The 17,518-nt window shown below is 54.9% G+C and carries 14 protein-coding genes; 7 read left to right on the top strand and 7 right to left on the bottom strand.

The annotated features are described in order from the left end of the window. Positions 1–4,664: lp_1303a family serine-rich repeat glycoprotein adhesin (locus L2I46_RS13430; RefSeq protein ID WP_236947938.1), on the bottom strand; the 4,664-nt coding region annotated here is incomplete at its 3' end. Positions 4,665–5,276: 612 nt separating this feature from the next. Beyond that, on the bottom strand, positions 5,277–5,690 hold the full coding sequence (locus tag L2I46_RS13425; protein ID WP_117132600.1) for a CoA-binding protein: 414 nt from the start codon (positions 5,688–5,690) through the stop codon (positions 5,277–5,279). 154 nt (positions 5,691–5,844) lie between these two features. Between L2I46_RS13425 and mgsA the strand changes: the two genes are divergently transcribed. Further along, positions 5,845–6,303: a methylglyoxal synthase gene (gene mgsA, locus L2I46_RS13420; RefSeq protein WP_004201439.1), complete on the top strand. Its 459-nt coding sequence runs from the start codon at positions 5,845–5,847 to the stop codon at positions 6,301–6,303. A gap of 11 nt (positions 6,304–6,314) precedes the next feature. Here mgsA and helD read toward each other — a convergent pair whose 3' ends face one another. Continuing rightward, entirely contained in the window at positions 6,315–8,369 is a 2,055-nt protein-coding gene (gene helD / locus L2I46_RS13415) for a DNA helicase IV (protein WP_236947937.1), read from the bottom strand. 124 nt (positions 8,370–8,493) lie between these two features. On the opposite strand from helD, the gene L2I46_RS13410 reads away from it, so the two are divergent. Then, positions 8,494–8,940, top strand: a complete 447-nt coding sequence (locus tag L2I46_RS13410; RefSeq protein ID WP_004201437.1) for a YccF domain-containing protein — start codon at positions 8,494–8,496, stop codon at positions 8,938–8,940. A gap of 17 nt (positions 8,941–8,957) precedes the next feature. Further along, on the top strand, positions 8,958–11,093 hold the full coding sequence (gene yccS / locus L2I46_RS13405; protein WP_023289054.1) for a YccS family putative transporter: 2,136 nt from the start codon (positions 8,958–8,960) through the stop codon (positions 11,091–11,093). A 10-nt stretch (positions 11,094–11,103) separates the two neighbouring features. On the opposite strand, the gene L2I46_RS13400 is transcribed toward yccS, so the two are convergent. Next, complete coding sequence (locus L2I46_RS13400) at positions 11,104–11,700, bottom strand: TfoX/Sxy family DNA transformation protein (RefSeq protein WP_236947936.1); 597 nt, start codon at positions 11,698–11,700, stop codon at positions 11,104–11,106. 17 nt (positions 11,701–11,717) lie between these two features. Further along, the gene (locus L2I46_RS13395; RefSeq protein ID WP_158238131.1) at positions 11,718–12,023 is read right to left on the bottom strand and encodes a hypothetical protein; all 306 of its coding nucleotides are present in this window, start codon (positions 12,021–12,023) and stop codon (positions 11,718–11,720) included. Positions 12,024–12,048: 25 nt separating this feature from the next. Between L2I46_RS13395 and sulA the strand changes: the two genes are divergently transcribed. Together sulA and ompA are read left to right on the top strand one after the other, a co-directional pair. Further along, positions 12,049–12,558, top strand: a complete 510-nt coding sequence (gene sulA / locus L2I46_RS13390) for an SOS-induced cell division inhibitor SulA (RefSeq protein WP_023289052.1) — start codon at positions 12,049–12,051, stop codon at positions 12,556–12,558. Between the two features lie 352 nt (positions 12,559–12,910). Continuing rightward, positions 12,911–13,981, top strand: coding sequence for a porin OmpA (gene ompA, locus L2I46_RS13385; protein WP_236947935.1), 1,071 nt, complete (start codon positions 12,911–12,913; stop codon positions 13,979–13,981). Between the two features lie 146 nt (positions 13,982–14,127). Here the strand turns inward: ompA and matP are convergent, their stop codons facing one another. Further along, complete coding sequence (gene matP, locus L2I46_RS13380; RefSeq protein WP_002898404.1) at positions 14,128–14,580, bottom strand: macrodomain Ter protein MatP; 453 nt, start codon at positions 14,578–14,580, stop codon at positions 14,128–14,130. Positions 14,581–14,765: 185 nt separating this feature from the next. On the opposite strand from matP, the gene L2I46_RS13375 reads away from it, so the two are divergent. Then, positions 14,766–16,523 (top strand): AAA family ATPase, encoded by a 1,758-nt coding sequence (locus L2I46_RS13375; RefSeq protein WP_105490779.1) that lies wholly within the window; start codon positions 14,766–14,768, stop codon positions 16,521–16,523. 69 nt (positions 16,524–16,592) lie between these two features. Beyond that, positions 16,593–17,111 (top strand): bifunctional 3-hydroxydecanoyl-ACP dehydratase/trans-2-decenoyl-ACP isomerase, encoded by a 519-nt coding sequence (gene fabA, locus L2I46_RS13370; RefSeq protein ID WP_004201428.1) that lies wholly within the window; start codon positions 16,593–16,595, stop codon positions 17,109–17,111. 68 nt (positions 17,112–17,179) lie between these two features. Here fabA and rmf read toward each other — a convergent pair whose 3' ends face one another. Then, on the bottom strand, positions 17,180–17,347 hold the full coding sequence (gene rmf / locus L2I46_RS13365; RefSeq protein ID WP_002898396.1) for a ribosome modulation factor: 168 nt from the start codon (positions 17,345–17,347) through the stop codon (positions 17,180–17,182). Positions 17,348–17,518: the final 171 nt, after the last annotated feature.

The following is a 17,518-nucleotide window of genomic DNA, read 5'->3' as shown; positions in this document are numbered from 1 at the left end:
CTGTCGGAATCCGAGTCGCTGTCAGAGTCCGAATCACTGTCAGAGTCAGAGTCGCTGTCGGAGTCAGAGTCGCTGTCAGAGTCGGAATCGCTATCCGAGTCGGAGTCACTGTCTGAATCGGAGTCGCTGTCGGAGTCGGAGTCACTGTCGGAATCCGAGTCGCTGTCAGAGTCCGAATCACTGTCAGAGTCAGAGTCGCTGTCAGAGTCCGAATCACTGTCGGAATCTGAATCGCTGTCAGAGTCCGAGTCGCTGTCAGAGTCCGAATCGCTGTCGGAATCAGAGTCACTGTCAGAGTCGGAGTCACTGTCAGAATCCGAGTCACTGTCAGAGTCAGAATCGGAGTCGCTGTCGGAATCCGAATCGCTGTCAGAGTCGGAATCGCTATCCGAGTCCGCATCGCTGTCGGAGTCCGAGTCGCTGTCGGAGTCCGAGTCGCTGTCGGAGTCGGAATCGCTATCCGAGTCGGAGTCACTGTCTGAATCGGAGTCGCTGTCGGAGTCGGAGTCACTGTCGGAATCCGAGTCGCTGTCAGAGTCCGAATCACTGTCAGAGTCAGAGTCGCTGTCGGAGTCAGAGTCGCTGTCAGAGTCGGAATCGCTATCCGAGTCGGAGTCACTGTCTGAATCGGAGTCGCTGTCGGAGTCGGAGTCACTGTCGGAATCCGAGTCGCTGTCAGAGTCCGAATCACTGTCAGAGTCAGAGTCGCTGTCAGAGTCCGAATCACTGTCGGAATCTGAATCGCTGTCAGAGTCCGAGTCGCTGTCAGAGTCCGAATCGCTGTCGGAATCAGAGTCACTGTCAGAGTCGGAGTCACTGTCAGAATCCGAGTCACTGTCAGAGTCAGAATCGGAGTCGCTGTCGGAATCCGAATCGCTGTCAGAGTCGGAATCGCTATCCGAGTCCGCATCGCTGTCGGAGTCCGAGTCGCTGTCGGAGTCAGAGTCACTGTCTGAATCGGAGTCGCTGTCGGAGTCAGAATCGCTGTCGGAGTCGGAATCGCTATCCGAGTCGGAGTCGCTGTCGGAATCCGAGTCGCTGTCGGAGTCAGAATCACTGTCAGAATCCGAGTCACTGTCAGAGTCGGAATCGCTGTCAGAGTCCGAGTCGCTGTCAGAATCCGAGTCACTGTCAGAGTCGGAATCGCTGTCAGAGTCCGAGTCGCTGTCAGAATCCGCATCGCTGTCAGAGTCCGAGTCGCTGTCGGAGTCAGAGTCACTGTCTGAATCGGAGTCGCTGTCAGAGTCCGAGTCACTGTCAGAGTCGGAGTCGCTGTCAGAGTCCGAATCGCTGTCAGAGTCCGAATCGCTGTCAGAGTCCGAGTCGCTGTCTGAATCGGAGTCACTGTCGGAGTCCGAGTCGCTGTCCGAGTCCGAGTCACTGTCAGAGTCGGAGTCGCTGTCGGAGTCCGCATCACTGTCGGAGTCCGCATCACTGTCGGAGTCCGAGTCGCTGTCAGAGTCGGAATCGCTATCCGAGTCGGAGTCACTGTCGGAATCAGAGTCACTGTCAGAGTCGGAGTCACTGTCGGAATCCGCATCGCTGTCGGAATCCGAGTCGCTGTCCGAGTCGGAGTCGCTGTCGGAATCCGAGTCACTGTCAGAATCCGAATCGCTGTCGGAGTCGGAATCGCTATCCGAGTCGGAGTCGCTGTCGGAATCCGAGTCGCTGTCGGAGTCAGAATCACTGTCAGAATCCGAGTCACTGTCAGAGTCGGAATCGCTGTCAGAGTCCGAGTCGCTGTCAGAATCCGAGTCACTGTCAGAGTCGGAATCGCTGTCAGAGTCCGAGTCGCTGTCAGAATCCGCATCGCTGTCAGAGTCCGAGTCGCTGTCGGAGTCAGAGTCACTGTCTGAATCGGAGTCGCTGTCAGAGTCCGAGTCACTGTCAGAGTCGGAGTCGCTGTCAGAGTCCGAGTCACTGTCAGAGTCGGAGTCGCTGTCAGAGTCGGAGTCACTGTCGGAATCTGAGTCGCTGTCAGAATCCGCATCGCTGTCGGAATCCGAGTCACTGTCAGAATCCGCATCGCTGTCGGAATCCGAGTCGCTGTCCGAATCGGAGTCACTGTCAGAATCCGAATCACTATCAGAGTCGGAATCACTGTCCGAGTCCGAATCGCTGTCGGAATCTGAATCGCTGTCAGAGTCCGAATCGCTGTCAGAGTCCGAATCGCTGTCGGAGTCCGCATCGCTGTCAGAATCCGAGTCACTGTCTGAATCCGAGTCGGAGTCAGAGTCCGAGTCGGAGTCCGAATCCGAATCCGAGTCGCTGTCAGAGTCCGAGTCGCTGTCGGAGTCAGAATCGGAGTCACTGTCAGAGTCCGAGTCGCTGTCCGAATCCGAGTCACTGTCCGAGTCCGAATCGCTATCCGAGTCGGAGTCACTGTCAGAATCGGAGTCGCTGTCGGAGTCAGAGTCACTGTCGGAATCCGAGTCGCTGTCCGAGTCCGCATCGCTGTCGGAATCCGAATCGCTATCCGAGTCAGAATCACTGTCGGAGTCAGAGTCCGAGTCGCTGTCTGAATCAGAATCACTGTCAGAATCAGAGTCGCTGTCGGAGTCGGAGTCGCTGTCGGAATCCGAGTCACTGTCAGAGTCCGAGTCGCTGTCGGAATCAGAGTCGCTGTCGGAGTCGGAGTTGCTGTCGGAATCCGAGTCACTGTCAGAGTCCGAGTCGCTGTCGGAATCCGAGTCGCTGTCAGAGTCGGAATCGCTATCCGAGTCGGAGTCACTGTCCGAGTCCGAGTCGCTGTCAGAATCCGAGTCACTGTCGGAATCCGAATCGCTGTCAGAATCGGAGTCGCTGTCGGAGTCCGAATCACTGTCGGAATCGGAGTCGCTGTCAGAATCCGAGTCGCTGTCCGAGTCCGAGTCACTGTCGGAATCTGAATCGCTGTCAGAATCCGAGTCGCTGTCAGAATCCGAGTCACTGTCAGAGTCGGAGTCGCTGTCGGAGTCCGCATCGCTGTCAGAGTCCGAGTCACTGTCAGAGTCGGAATCCGAGTCGCTGTCAGAGTCGGAATCGCTATCCGAGTCGGAGTCACTGTCCGAGTCCGAGTCGCTGTCCGAGTCAGAATCGCTGTCAGAATCCGAGTCGCTGTCAGAATCCGAATCGCTGTCGGAGTCAGAGTCGGAGTCAGAATCCGAGTCGCTGTCAGAATCGGAGTCACTGTCAGAGTCAGAGTCGCTGTCGGAATCCGAGTCACTGTCGGAATCAGAGTCGCTGTCGGAGTCAGAGTCACTGTCGGAATCAGAGTCGCTGTCGGAGTCAGAGTCACTGTCTGAATCGGAGTCACTGTCAGAATCCGAATCGCTGTCAGAGTCCGAGTCGCTGTCAGAATCCGAATCACTGTCAGAATCCGAGTCACTGTCAGAGTCGGAGTCACTGTCAGAGTCGGAGTCGCTGTCGGAATCAGAGTCACTGTCAGAGTCCGAGTCGCTGTCAGAGTCGGAGTCGGAGTCGCTGTCAGAATCCGAGTCACTGTCGGAATCCGAGTCGCTGTCAGAGTCGGAGTCGCTGTCGGAATCAGAGTCACTGTCAGAGTCCGAGTCGCTGTCCGAATCCGCATCGCTGTCGGAGTCGGAGTCACTGTCTGAGTCCGAGTCGCTGTCAGAGTCAGAATCGCTGTCGGAATCCGAGTCACTGTCGGAATCTGAATCGCTGTCCGAATCGGAGTCGGAGTCAGAATCCGAGTCGCTGTCGGAGTCAGAGTCACTGTCTGAATCGGAGTCGCTGTCGGTATCCGAGTCACTGTCTGAATCGGAGTCGCTGTCCGAGTCCGCATCGCTGTCGGAGTCAGAGTCGGAGTCAGAATCGGAGTCGCTGTCGGAGTCAGAATCGCTATCCGAGTCAGAATCACTGTCGGAATCTGAGTCGGAGTCGCTGTCGGAGTCAGAGTCGCTGTCGGAATCCGAGTCACTGTCAGAGTCAGAATCGCTGTCAGAATCCGAGTCACTGTCAGAATCCGAATCGCTGTCAGAATCCGAGTCACTGTCAGAATCCGAATCGCTGTCGGAGTCACTGTCGGAGTCACTGTCAGAATCCGAATCGCTGTCGGAGTCACTGTCGGAATCAGAGTCGCTGTCAGAATCCGAATCGCTGTCAGAATCCGCATCGCTGTCAGAATCCGCATCGGCATCACTTTCGCTGCCGCCAGGGTCAGTATCGCTGTCTGAGTCAGAATCCGAATCACTATCAGCATCGGAGTCTGTATCATCAATGTTAGAATGAGATGAGTGATCTTTATCAGATGATCCCGCAATCATCGCGCCCACCCCCAGCAGTGCCGCCCCAGCCATTACCCATGGAGCAATGCTACCACCAGAACTGCCAGCAACTAGTAATCCTGAAATATCGCTGATGAGAGAATAATGGGCATCGCTGGTTCCTGCCCCTTCAAGCCACCACAGAGCCCCACTATCGTCATCCTGTAAAACTAAATCGCTATGATGCCCACTGGCATCATTAACAAAAAAGTTTTTCAGCGTAAGCGTACTGCCATCGTTTATCTTCAGAACAAGATCATTACCTTGCCTCGAGAACGAACTGATGTCCTCTCGCTTAATATGCAACACGACAACTGACTGCGTGTTCAAGTTAACTTGATTACCATCGATGGTGTATTTCACACCTGTGTCTTTTGCTGTGATATTTATATTTTTCATCAGGACGCACCCTTGGGATGAAGACGCAGTCAGAGGTTTTGAGATAATTCTTACTTATGCATCTTATTAGATATACCAGAAACCACGGGGCCGCAAGGATGTTAAGAAACAAAACTGAAATACATTGAAACAAAACAACTGATTGATAAATAAGACAATAAAACAGAAAACCACACTTCTATACTCTTTTATTTTTCATGCCAGGTTTTCATTTCATTAAGAACTCGTTTGGCAAAAAAAAATTATACTTCCTGGCTTCGTCATATCTTTCTATCGTTTTTTTTCATCGCCCACCTCAAAAAATGAGACCTTTGTCACGGAATTGCAATATTCAAATCACCTCCTTTTTTTAATAATTAAAATAATTACCGTATTAATAACCTTAATTAAAACATGCCTTAAAAAAAATGAAAAAATTCGAGTTTGAGTGTTTTTTATTATTCCACATAATTAGCATGGCCATCTGTGATTAATAAAGGCATTATGTTCCACAAGGTTATTTCCACTCTATAAATTTTCAAATGAACAACGAAACGTTTCGCTAAGAAAACATAAATAATGCGAATTTTATTTATTAGAGAGGATAAAAAAACCCGCTAATGCGGGTTATTTTTACTTAGCCAGCCCCAGTCGCGGTAGCTCAATTGCCGGACAACGATCCATCACCACGTTTAACCCGGCTTCTCGGGCCAGCACCGCGGCCTGTTCATTGATCACCCCCAGCTGCAGCCACAGCGTTTTCGCGCCGATAGCAATCGCCTCCTGCGCCACGCCCCATGCCGCTTCTGAATTACGGAAGACATCAACCATGTCGACCTTTTCCGGAACATCGGCAAGCGTTCCATAGCCCTGTTGCCCCAACAGCGTCTTGCCTGCCACCTTCGGCGAAACCGGGATAACGTAATACCCCTGATCCAGCAGATACTTCATGACCCGGTAGCTAGGACGGTCAGGTTTGTCGCTGGCGCCGACCAGCGCAATCGTCCGTGTCGAGGTCAGGATTTCGGCAATATCGTTCTCTTTCATGGTTTCCTCCTGCTATTTCACCTAAGTGTATGCTAATCCGCAGCAGGGGGCCATCCAGGCTAACCCGCAGATTCAGCAAAATTTTCATCCCTGATGCTTGCAGCGACAGCCACATTCAGTAATCTGTCAGCAGGTCAAAATGCGGAATGAAAATATGGAACTGACAACACGTACCCTGCCTGCGCAAAAACATATCGCGCTGGTGGCTCACGATCACTGTAAAGATATGCTGATGAAATGGGTTGCTCGCCATCAGGCGCTGCTGGCACAACATGTTTTGTACGCCACCGGCACTACCGGCAACCTGGTCTCCCGGGCTACCGGGCTGGAGGTCAATGCCATGCTGAGCGGCCCGATGGGCGGCGACCAGCAGGTGGGTGCCCTCATTTCAGAAGGGAAAATCGACGTGCTGATCTTCTTCTGGGATCCGCTGAACGCCGTTCCCCACGACCCGGATGTCAAAGCCTTGCTGCGTCTGGCCACAGTCTGGAACATTCCGGTCGCCACTAACGTCTCCACCGCTGACTTTATTATCCAGTCGCCGCACTTCGCTCAACCGCTCGATATTCTGATCCCGGATTATCCGCGATATCTTGCCGAGCGCCTGAAATAATCGAACCGCGATCACGGCTTTCTGGCCACAGGCACATCCAGCGCCTGCAGGATCTCGACAAACGGCGACGGTTGCGCCTTGTTAAATAACAGCCACACCCGGTGACGGGCACGGGTTATGGCCACGTACAGCAGTCGACGTTCCTCCGCATCCGGAAAATCTTCCGGTTGCGGCAGGAGCGCCTCCTCTATGATCGACTCGCGCGCTGGAGCCGGAAACGCATCCACTCCCTCCTGCAGTCCCAGCACAATGACATAGTCGGCCTGCTGACCTTTGCTGGCGTGAATAGTCATAAAATCAAGCTGGAGGTGCGGCCAGCGCGTCACCGCTTTATCAAGCGCCTCGGGCTTCAGATGATGGTAGCGGGCAAGCAGAAGGATTCGCTGCTCGGGCTTAACGTAACCGCTCAATTTATCCAGAAGATCGTCCAGCTTATCGTCGGCTAACAGAGTGACGGCCTTTTTATCTCCCGCGGTCAGGCTGTTCAGCGGTTTGCTTAACTGATGCGGATTCTGCTGGATAAAACCATTGGCTATTTCGCCGATACGCCCGTTAAAGCGATAGGTGGTATCCAGCGCACAGCAGTCCCCTTCGCCAAAGTAGTGGTTGAACGCGGTGGTCAGGGAGAGCTGCGCCCCGCTGAACCGGTAAATCGCCTGCCAGTCATCGCCAACGGCAAAGAGCGTGGTTTGGCTATTTTGCCGGCGTAACGCGGCCAGCAGCGAGGCTCGCTGCGGCGAAACATCCTGAAATTCATCCACCAGAATGTGTTTCCACGGGCTAACGAAGCGGCCTTTATCGAGAATATTGACCGCCTGATGGATCAGGCCGGAAAAATCGACCGCATTCTCCGCCTTCAGCGCCGCCTTCCACTCTTTCAGCAGGGGCGACATCAGCTTCACCCGTTTACTGAACAGATCGCGTACCGCATCCGGCGCGCCGGCGATCATCTCTGCCTGGGAGCCGCCGTGCATGCGCATCAGGCTGACCCAGCGGTCAAGCCGGCTGGCCATCCGCCGCTGCACCTTTTTATCCTGCCAGAAGTCCCCTTCCGGCAGTTGCCAGCCCATCTCCTCTTCCAGCCACAGGCGCCAGCCTTTCGCCTGCGCTTTTTTCTCCTGGCACTGCTTTTGCCAGCTTTTCAGCAGCAATGCGTGGCGGGCCGCAGTATCGCTTTCCAGCTTACTGATGGTGGGCACTTTTTTGCTGCCCTGCTGGATAATATGCAGCGCCAGCGAGTGGAAGGTGCGGGCGGTAATATCGTCTGATGCCAGACGCTCGCGGATCCGCTCATCCATCTCCTGCGCCGCCTGGCGGCCAAATGCCAGCAGCAGAATTTGCTCTGCCGCCGCTTCTCCCCGTGCCAGCAGCCAGCCCGCTCGAGCCACCAGCACCGAGGTTTTACCACTGCCCGCTCCCGCCAGCACCAGCAGGGAGTGCTCGCCGTTCACCACCGCTCGCGCCTGCGACGGATTGAGCGGGGAGGATTCCACTCCGTCAAAAAAGCCGCGATACTGTTCCAGCATCGCCTCGGTAAAGGCCTGGTTATGGGCCTGACGCGCCGCTTCAATATCCCCTAACCAGCGCTGACATTCCCGCCACAGCTCCCGGCAGTTATCAAAGGCGTCAAGCCGGCTAGTGGGCATCGGCAGCCCGGTTAACGCATGGCGGATATTATCCTGAACATCCGCCACCTGCTGACGCGTCAGCCACTTACCTTCTGCCCGGGTGCGTTCGATGGCTGTCAGCTGCTGCTTCAGCACCCCGGCGGCGATATCGCTCATTTCCGTGCTCCACTGCTGCCAGAGCGTGTGTAAATGGTGATAAAAGCGCTGCGTTTCGCTCCATTCGGTACCGTGCAAACGCACGACTTTATCGTCCGGCAGCACAAACTCCAGTTCGCCCCAGACCAGACCGCGCTTACAATGCACTGACAATAACTGATTGAAAGGGATAAGATACTCATGACGATCGCCGGAAACCTTTACCCCGGCATTCAGTAACTGCACCCTGTCATAAGGATGCTGAGCCATGCGTTTGCCCAATGTTGTCGCTTTAAGTTCCATATAATGTCGATTTTCAATCAGGGTGGATTGTTTTTCAGTTTAACCGTCCCGGACCAGGTGCTCCAGCGCAAAAAAACGTTACAATTGTCAGGTCTTATTATCCACAGGGCAAAACCGAGGCTTTATGCGTACCATTCTGAATATTTTGAACTTTATCCTTGGCGGTTTCGCCACCACTTTAGGCTGGCTGCTCGCCACCCTGGTCAGCATTATGCTGATCGTCACGCTGCCGCTGACTCGTTCCTGCTGGGAAATCACTCGCCTTTCGTTATTTCCCTATGGTAACGAGGCGATTCATGTTGATGAGCTCGAGCCAGGTCGCCAAAACAGCCTGCTGAACGCCGGCGGCACCATCCTGAACATTCTGTGGTTCATTTTTTTCGGCTGGTGGTTGTGCCTGATGCATATTTTCAGCGGCATCGCCCAATGCCTGACTATCATTGGTATCCCGGTGGGGATCGCTAATTTTAAAATCGCCGCCATCGCCCTCTGGCCGGTGGGTCGCCGGGTCGTCTCTGTGGAAACCGCGCGCGCCGCACGCGAAGCCAATGCGCGTCGTCGCTTTCAGTAACCGAACGGAACACGGACATGATTAGCCCCCTGCTACGCCGCTACACCTGGAACAGCGCCTGGCTTTATAACGTACGCATTTTTATTGCGCTCTGCGGCACGACGCTGTTTCCCTGGTGGATCGGCGAAGTCAAACTGACCATCCCCCTCACCCTCGGCGTCGTGGCCGCGGCGCTGACCGACCTTGATGACCGTCTGGCGGGCCGTCTGCGCAACCTCGCCATTACTCTGGTTTGCTTTTTTATCGCCTCCGCCTCCGTGGAGCTGCTGTTTCCGTGGCCGCCGCTGTTTGCCCTTGGTCTGACCGTGTCTACCATCGGCTTTATTTTGCTTGGCGGCCTAGGACAGCGCTATGCGACCATTGCCTTCGGCGCCCTGCTTATCGCCATCTACACCATGCTCGGCGTCACGCTGTACGATCACTGGTATCTGCAGCCGTTGTTCCTGCTGGCAGGAGCCGTGTGGTACAACCTGCTGACGTTGTCCGGCCATCTGATTTTTCCAATTCGTCCACTGCAGGACAACCTGGCGCGTAGCTATGAGCAACTGGCCCGCTATCTGGAGCTCAAATCCCGGCTGTTTGATCCAGACCTTGAGGATGAGAGCCAGGCGCCGCTGTACGATCTGGCCCTCGCCAACGGCCAACTGGTGGCGACCCTTAACCAAACCAAGGTATCACTGTTGACCCGACTACGAGGCGACCGGGGACAGCGTGGTACTCGTCGTACGCTGCAGTATTACTTTGTGGCCCAGGATATTCATGAACGCGCCAGCTCATCGCATATTCAGTACCAGACCCTGCGCGACCAGTTCCGCTACAGCGATGTGATGTTCCGTTTCCAGCGCATGCTTTCGATGCAGGCGCAGGCCTGCCAGAAACTCTCGCGGGCGATTCTGCTGCGCGAACCCTATCAGCATGATGCCCATTTCGAACGGGCGTTTATGCATCTCGATGCGGCACTTGAGCGCGTACGCGCCAGCGGCGCATCCGATGAGCAGCTCAACGCCCTTGGCTATTTACTCAATAACCTGCGCGCCATTGATGCTCAGCTGGCCACGATTGAATCGGTGCAAACCACCGCGCCCGCCGGGAGTAATACAGAGACGCTGCTGGCCGACGACAGGCTCGGCGGACTGAACGATATCTGGCTGCGCCTGCAGCGCAATATGTCGCCAGAGTCAGCCCTCTTTCGCCACGCGGTGCGTATGTCGCTGGTGCTCTGCGCCGGCTATGCCTTCATCCAGTTTACCGGTCTTCAGCACGGCTACTGGATCCTGCTGACCAGTTTGTTCGTCTGTCAGCCGAACTATAACGCCACCCGCCATCGTCTGGCGTTGCGGATCATCGGCACGCTGGTCGGGGTGGCGATCGGCCTGCCGGTCCTCCTGCTGGTACCGTCGGTTGAAGGGCAGCTGCTGCTGATCGTCCTCACCGGCGTGCTGTTCTTCGCCTTTCGTAACGTGCAGTACGCCCATGCCACCATGTTTATTACGCTGCTGGTGCTGCTGTGCTTTAACCTGCTTGGCGAAGGTTTTGAAGTCGCGCTGCCGCGCATCATTGATACGCTGATCGGCTGCGCCATCGCCTGGGCGGCGGTCAGCTTCATCTGGCCGGACTGGAAATTCCGCAACCTGCCGCGGGCGCTGGACCGGGCGCTAAACGCGAACTGCCGTTATCTGGATGCCATCCTGGAGCAGTACCACCAGGGCCGCGACAACCGGCTGGCCTACCGTGTCGCACGCCGTGACGCCTACAACCGCGATGCTGAGCTGGCTTCCGTCGTCTCGAACTTGTCGACGGAACCACGGGCGGATGCCGCCCAGCGCGAGACCGCCTTTCGCCTGCTGTGTCTCAATCATACCTTCACCAGCTACATTTCCGCTCTCGGCGCGCATCGGGAAAAACTGTCCACGCCGGACATCCTCGCCCTGCTCGATGATGCGGTCTGCTATGTGGATGATGCCCTGCATCATACCCCAGCGGATGAACAGCGGGTGCAGAAGGCGTTGACCAGCCTGCAAAGCCGGATCCACCATCTGGAGCCTCGCGCGGACAGTAAAGAGCCCCTGGTGTTACAGCAGATTGGCCTGCTGCTGGCGCTGTTGCCTGAAATCTGCCGCCTGCAGCAGCGGGTACACGCTCAAACGGAATAACCGTTGTCCATTAGCGAGTAGACGCCCATTCCAGAAGCTCCTGACGCCGTGGCGTCGGGAGCGCGGCGGCATGAACGCCAACGATAGCCCCCTCCAGCGCCAGCAAGACGTTGTGCGATAGAGAAGCATTGTTCTCGCGCAGCTTTAGCCAGGCCTGGCGGGCGCCCACCTCCAGTAGTGCTAACACGTCTGGAATGCCCGAGTGAATCAGCTGCAACTCCATATGAAAGCTGATATTGGGTAAATCCTTCAGGCGTCCCGACGACCGGCGGCGATATTTTTCACGCTGGGCGCTCTGCCACGACATCAGCGACAAGCGGAAAAGCTGTTTCTCATCGCGCCACAAGGCATCGTCGATTTGATAATACTTTAGCGGCACGATGCGCCCGTGTCGGCGCAGCATCAATAAAGGATTATGGTGTTCTACCCGATAGGCAGCGCTCTGCTCGCAGGCCTTTAGATAAATATTCCCCTCTGCCACCATCGCAAACACGGTCTCTTCGATAGCCAGGCTGTAGCCGCCAAACAGGGGGCGAGAGTGAAGTTGGCCCAGCGGAGAGACGCAGGCCTGAAATTGCGGGAGCCGCGGACATACGAGTTTTCTCATGATCATTCCTTTGTGAATCATGTAATTAAACTTAAGTTGTTAACGGATCCGCTAAGGGAAAACATAAGGGACTTCCCTGACAGCAGCAAGATGATTTTTGCCTGCTTTTCCACCAGAATGCGGTTTTGCGAGACGCTTTCAGAAAATTGCAGCTGTTGCTGCAACTGGCAGACAGGAGAAAAAGGATTAGCCGGTGTTAAGGATGGTGTTGCGAGTAGCCGCAAACCTGTACCGTCAGGATGGCTGAAAGCGATTAAATTTCCACCAGCAAAATGACAAATTGCGGTTGATCTTTTCCCCTGGCGGATATACTGTATATGCATACAGTAACTACAGGCGGGATAGACTATGTTTACTTCAGCTCATGCAAACCGTTCAGCACAGGCCTCTGCTCCGGCAGCCCACTACGCTCATCGTTCTGGCGAACAGGCCGCCAATGGGCTGATCAGTGAAATTGTCTATCGTGAAGATCAACCCATGATGACACAGTTGTTGTTGCTACCTTTATTACAGCAGTTGGGTCAACAGTCTCGCTGGCAGCTGTGGCTTACGCCGCAACAAAAGCTTAGCCGCGAGTGGGTTCAGTCCGCCGGTCTGCCGCTGTCTAAGGTCATGCAAATTAGCCAGCTCTCCCCCAGTCACACTTTAGACTCGATGATCCGCGCCCTGCGTACCGGTAACTATAGTGTGGTTATCTGCTGGCTGGCGGAGGAGTTAACCGCTGACGAACATGAGCGTCTGGTGCATGCAGCCCAGGAAGGCTGCGCGATGGGATTCATCATGCGCCCGGTCCGAAATCAGGGCACGCTCGGCAGACAACTCAGCGGGCTAAAAATTCACTCAAATTTGTATCATTGAGTGAAATTAGGATTATTCCTGGAATTTTTTTTACCGGTAGTAATGGCACAGCGTTTTTTAAGGTCTTTTTCGCGGAATGCCTGCCACACGGGCATTTGTGCCTTTTTTTCGTGTACGAAAATCAACCATATTTGTTAAATATTGTGTACACAACCCTTTTTTTTCATATGCCTGACAGAGTTCACACTTGTAAGTTTCGAACTAAGTTGTAGACTTTACATCGCCAGGGGTGATCGGCTTACGCTGCATGTATCAGCATAGTTAACAACAAGTCACGCCCCCGGTGAAGGATTTAACCGTGAGGTCTTTTGTAACTTCATGGCGAATTTTGGATGATAATGAGGCGCAAAAAATGAAAAAGACAGCTATCGCGATTGCAGTGGCACTGGCTGGCTTCGCTACCGTAGCGCAGGCCGCTCCGAAAGATAACACCTGGTATGCAGGTGGTAAACTGGGTTGGTCCCAGTATCACGACACCGGTTTCTACGGTAACGGTTTCCAGGGCAACAATGGTCCGACCCGTAACGATCAGCTCGGTGCTGGTGCGTTCGGTGGTTACCAGGTTAACCCGTACCTCGGTTTCGAAATGGGTTACGACTGGCTGGGCCGTATGGCATATAAAGGCAGCGTTGACAACGGTGCTTTCAAAGCTCAGGGCGTTCAGCTGACCGCTAAACTGGGTTACCCGATCACTGACGATCTGGACATCTACACCCGTCTGGGCGGCATGGTTTGGCGCGCTGACTCCAAAGGCAACTACGCTTCTACCGGCGTTTCCCGTAGCGAACACGACACTGGCGTTTCCCCAGTATTTGCTGGCGGCGTAGAGTGGGCTGTTACTCGTGACATCGCTACCCGTCTGGAATACCAGTGGGTTAACAACATCGGCGACGCGGGCACTGTGGGTACCCGTCCTGATAACGGCATGCTGAGCCTGGGCGTTTCCTACCGTTTCGGTCAGGAAGATGCTGCACCGGTTGTAGCTCCGGCTCCGGCTCCGGCTCCGGAAGTGGCGACCAAGCACTTCACCCTGAAGTCTGACGTACTGTTCAACTTCAACAAAGCAACCCTGAAACCGGAAGGTCAGCAGGCTCTGGATCAGCTGTACACCCAGCTGAGCAACATGGATCCGAAAGACGGTTCCGCTGTTGTTCTGGGCTACACCGACCGCATCGGTTCCGATGCTTACAACCAGCAGCTGTCTGAGAAACGTGCTCAGTCCGTTGTTGACTACCTGGTTGCTAAAGGCATCCCGGCTGGCAAAATCTCCGCTCGCGGCATGGGTGAATCCAACCCGGTTACTGGCAACACCTGTGACAACGTGAAAGCTCGCGCTGCCCTGATCGACTGCCTGGCTCCGGATCGTCGTGTAGAGATCGAAGTTAAAGGCTACAAAGAAGTTGTAACTCAGCCTGCGGCTTAAGTTATAACTGATGAAAAAACCCGCTTCGGCGGGTTTTTTTATGTCTTCTCGCTCGCTTTAGCGGCTAAAAGCTGAAGGCCGTAAGAGGCGGATGGTAGCCTGTGTGGCGCGACCTGCGCCTTAGTCACTACTGAACGGGCAGCCCGCTACTCCTTACCTAACAGAACCTGCAGATCGTGCTTCAGGCTCGACATTTTGCTGGCATACTTCTCTTTATGCTCAGCATCCTCAATCAGCTGGACGATGGTTTCGGACAAGGTTTTCCCTCGCCTCTGCGCCAGACCGGCAAGGCGCTGCCAGACGACAAACTCAAGGTCGATCGACTTCTTACGCGTATGCTGATGCTCGGCGTTAAAATGGCGTTTCCGTCGCGCACGGATGGTCTGTTTCATGCGGTTCATCAGCGCCGGATTCATATGCTGCTCAATCCAGGCATGCACCAGCACAGGTTCATTCTCGAGCGTCAGCAAGTCATCTACCGCAGCTTGCGCAGCGCTGGCCTCAATGTAGCGGGTAATCAGCTCACCTTCCCGGTGCTTCTTTACCAGATATTTCCATTTCCAGCCGCTTTCAAGATTTTCCAGTTGTTGATATTTCATTGCGATCTCAATGTGACCGTGTAACTCATTTCAGGATATCAGTTTTTTCCTGATGTGCTGAATATAAATCATTATTCGTGATGTGGATGGCCGGGTAATCATCGGGGTAGCCATAATCCTCCGTGTGCTCAGACGCGGCATCAGGTATAATTGCGCGCTTTACATCTAACTAAAAAACAGCGACTTTGACCATTACGAAACTGACCCGAACCGACCTTGCGCCTGATCTGGAACCTTACCAGGCGCTGTTTGCTCAAGCTGAACTCTCTCATCCGGCCCCCTCCCTCTCGGGCGATCTGCAGCCGCGGTTGTTCTATGCGCTTGAGCAGCTGCTATACACCCCGGCAGTCTCCTCCTTCATGTTGGTGAAAGCCCCTGAGGAGCCGGAATATCTGCAATGGCTGGCGGCTGAAACTCGCACGCTGCACGAGCCTGCCGCACCGCTTCACGGAGTTCGCTATGAGGTTAACGGCGCTCACGTGACGCTCGCGCCGGCGCAACGCGCTGAAGATAATTTTGCCAGTACCGCTCCGGTCGTGGCGGCCGATTGGCTGGAGGCGGAACAGCTGTTTGGCTGCGTACGCCAGTTTAACGGTGAAATCACACTCCAGCCAGGCCTGGTCCATCAGGCCAACGGCGGCGTGCTGGTGCTCTCACTACGCGCATTACTGGCGCAACCGCTGCTGTGGATGCGCCTGAAAAATATGGTGACCCGTCAGCGCTTTGACTGGCTCTCCATTGATGAATCACGGCCGCTGCCGGTCAGCATCCCTTCCATGCCGCTGAGCCTGAAAGTCATGCTGGTGGGCGAACGCGAATCGCTGGCCGATTTCCAGGAAATGGAGCCAGAGCTCTCTGCCCAGGCTATCTATAGCGAGTATGAAGACACCCTGCAGTTTGCGGACGCCGATACGCTGAAGGCCTGGTGCCAGTGGGTATGGCAGAATGCGCAGCAGCTGGAGCTACCGGGCCCGGCGAGCGATGCCTGGCCACTGCTGATCGATGAAGGGACGCGCTACACCGGCGACCAGGAGACCCTGCCGCTCAGCCCGCTATGGATAGCCCGCCAGCTGCGTGAGTCTGCCGCCTTCTGCGAAGGCGAAGAGATTACCGGCGAAGCGATGCAGACGATGCTGGCGCGCCGGGAGTGGCGTGAAGGCTACCTGGCGGAGCGTATGCAGGATGAAATCCTGCAGGAACAGATCCTGATTGAAACCGAAGGCGAATGCGTCGGGCAGATCAACGCCCTCTCGGTCATTGAATTCCCCGGTCATCCACGCGCCTTCGGCGAACCTTCGCGCATCAGCTGCGTCGTGCACATTGGCGACGGCGAGTTTATCGACGTCGAACGCAAAGCCGAGCTGGGCGGCAACATCCATGCGAAAGGCATGATGATCATGCAGGCTTTTCTGATGTCCGAGCTGGAGCTGGAGCAACAACTCCCCTTCTCCGCTTCGCTGACCTTTGAACAGTCCTACAGTGAAGTGGATGGCGACAGCGCCTCCATGGCGGAACTCTGCGCCTTAATCAGCGCGCTGGCCAACGTGCCGATTAATCAGAGCATCGCGATCACCGGCTCCGTCGACCAGTTTGGTCGTGTGCAGCCGGTCGGCGGACTGAATGAAAAAATTGAAGGTTTCTTCACAATCTGTCAGCAGCGCGGCCTCACCGGAAAACAGGGCGTGATTATCCCTGCCGCCAACGTTCGCCACCTTAGTCTGACCCACGAGCTGCGTCAGGCCGTTGCCGACAATCAGTTTGCTATCTGGGCAATAGACGATATTACCGAAGCGCTGCCGATGTTGACCCAGCTGATGTGGGACGGTGAAGGACAGACGCTGCGACAAACCATTCAGGAGCGGATAGCGCAGGCGACCCAGCAGGAGACTCGCCATCGTTTTCCGTGGCCGCTACGCTGGTTAGGTGGGACAAGTTCTAACTGATCGGACTTGTTCAGCTTACACGTGTTAGCTATCCTGCGTCCCGAACTTAAAATAAGGCTTACTGAAAACATGGTAGATAAACGCGAATCCTATACAAAAGAAGATCTTCTTGCCTCTGGTCGTGGTGAACTGTTCGGCGCGAAAGGCCCGCAGTTGCCGGCGCCAAACATGCTGATGATGGACCGCGTCATCAAAATGACCGAAACCGGTGGTAACTACGACAAAGGTTATGTTGAGGCCGAACTCGACATCAACCCGGACCTGTGGTTCTTCGGTTGCCACTTTATCGGCGATCCGGTGATGCCGGGCTGCCTGGGCCTGGATGCCATGTGGCAGTTGGTAGGTTTCTATCTCGGCTGGCTCGGCGGCGAAGGCAAAGGCCGTGCGCTGGGCGTTGGCGAAGTGAAATTCACGGGCCAGGTTCTGCCGACCGCGAAAAAAGTGACCTACCGCATCCACTTCAAGCGCATCGTTAACCGTCGTCTGATTATGGGCCTTGCGGATGGAGAAGTGCTGGTTGACGATCGTCTGATCTACACCGCAAGCGATCTGAAAGTGGGTCTGTTCCAGGATACTTCCGCTTTCTGATAACGTTCAGCAGCGATTAAAAGGCGAAGCCCCCGCTATGCGGAGGCTTCTTTTTTAAAGAGACAGTGTCAGGCCGTTAGTACCCTGTCCTCCATGGCTTCTCGCCAGCCTCCCAGCCACCATGAGCGTTGATTCAAGCTCTGGTATGGACACATTTCTTTCGATCTTCCTGCGATACCCGCCTGATATCCGCGTTGATGTGCCCGTTCCAGGCGATCTCGTTTTTGTCTCTTCATGCCTCGTTTCCCTCATTCTTTGATCTGGTGGAAAAGAAAACAGTGGTCGCAAATTGTGCAGCCACGGGTAACGAATACCGCGAAATGAAGGCGACGTCAATGCGCAAAATTCACGCCATTGTCATATTTGTGACCTATATAAGAGTTCATTTTTTGTTCACCTGGCACACC

The sequence above is a fragment of the Klebsiella sp. 2019SCSN059 genome, from assembly GCF_021739525.1.
Taxonomy (GTDB): Bacteria; Pseudomonadota; Gammaproteobacteria; order Enterobacterales; family Enterobacteriaceae; genus Klebsiella; species Klebsiella quasipneumoniae.
The sequence above is the reverse complement of the archived record's forward strand: the minus strand, read 5'-3'. Positions and strand labels throughout refer to the sequence as shown.

Excerpts from the sequence above, each read along its gene's own strand:
- sulA (WP_023289052.1), top strand. The coding sequence starts at position 12,049 with ATGTTTACTTCAGCTCATGCAAACCGTTCAGCACAGGCCTCTGCTCCG.
- fabA (WP_004201428.1), top strand. The coding sequence starts at position 16,593 with ATGGTAGATAAACGCGAATCCTATACAAAAGAAGATCTTCTTGCCTCT.
- matP (WP_002898404.1), bottom strand. The coding sequence starts at position 14,580 with ATGAAATATCAACAACTGGAAAATCTTGAAAGCGGCTGGAAATGGAAA.
- yccS (WP_023289054.1), top strand. The coding sequence starts at position 8,958 with ATGATTAGCCCCCTGCTACGCCGCTACACCTGGAACAGCGCCTGGCTT.
- L2I46_RS13395 (WP_158238131.1), bottom strand. The coding sequence starts at position 12,023 with ATGCATATACAGTATATCCGCCAGGGGAAAAGATCAACCGCAATTTGT.
- L2I46_RS13425 (WP_117132600.1), bottom strand. The coding sequence starts at position 5,690 with ATGAAAGAGAACGATATTGCCGAAATCCTGACCTCGACACGGACGATT.
- rmf (WP_002898396.1), bottom strand. The coding sequence starts at position 17,347 with ATGAAGAGACAAAAACGAGATCGCCTGGAACGGGCACATCAACGCGGA.
- ompA (WP_236947935.1), top strand. The coding sequence starts at position 12,911 with ATGAAAAAGACAGCTATCGCGATTGCAGTGGCACTGGCTGGCTTCGCT.
- helD (WP_236947937.1), bottom strand. The coding sequence starts at position 8,369 with ATGGAACTTAAAGCGACAACATTGGGCAAACGCATGGCTCAGCATCCT.
- mgsA (WP_004201439.1), top strand. The coding sequence starts at position 5,845 with ATGGAACTGACAACACGTACCCTGCCTGCGCAAAAACATATCGCGCTG.
- L2I46_RS13400 (WP_236947936.1), bottom strand. The coding sequence starts at position 11,700 with ATGAGAAAACTCGTATGTCCGCGGCTCCCGCAATTTCAGGCCTGCGTC.
- L2I46_RS13410 (WP_004201437.1), top strand. The coding sequence starts at position 8,494 with ATGCGTACCATTCTGAATATTTTGAACTTTATCCTTGGCGGTTTCGCC.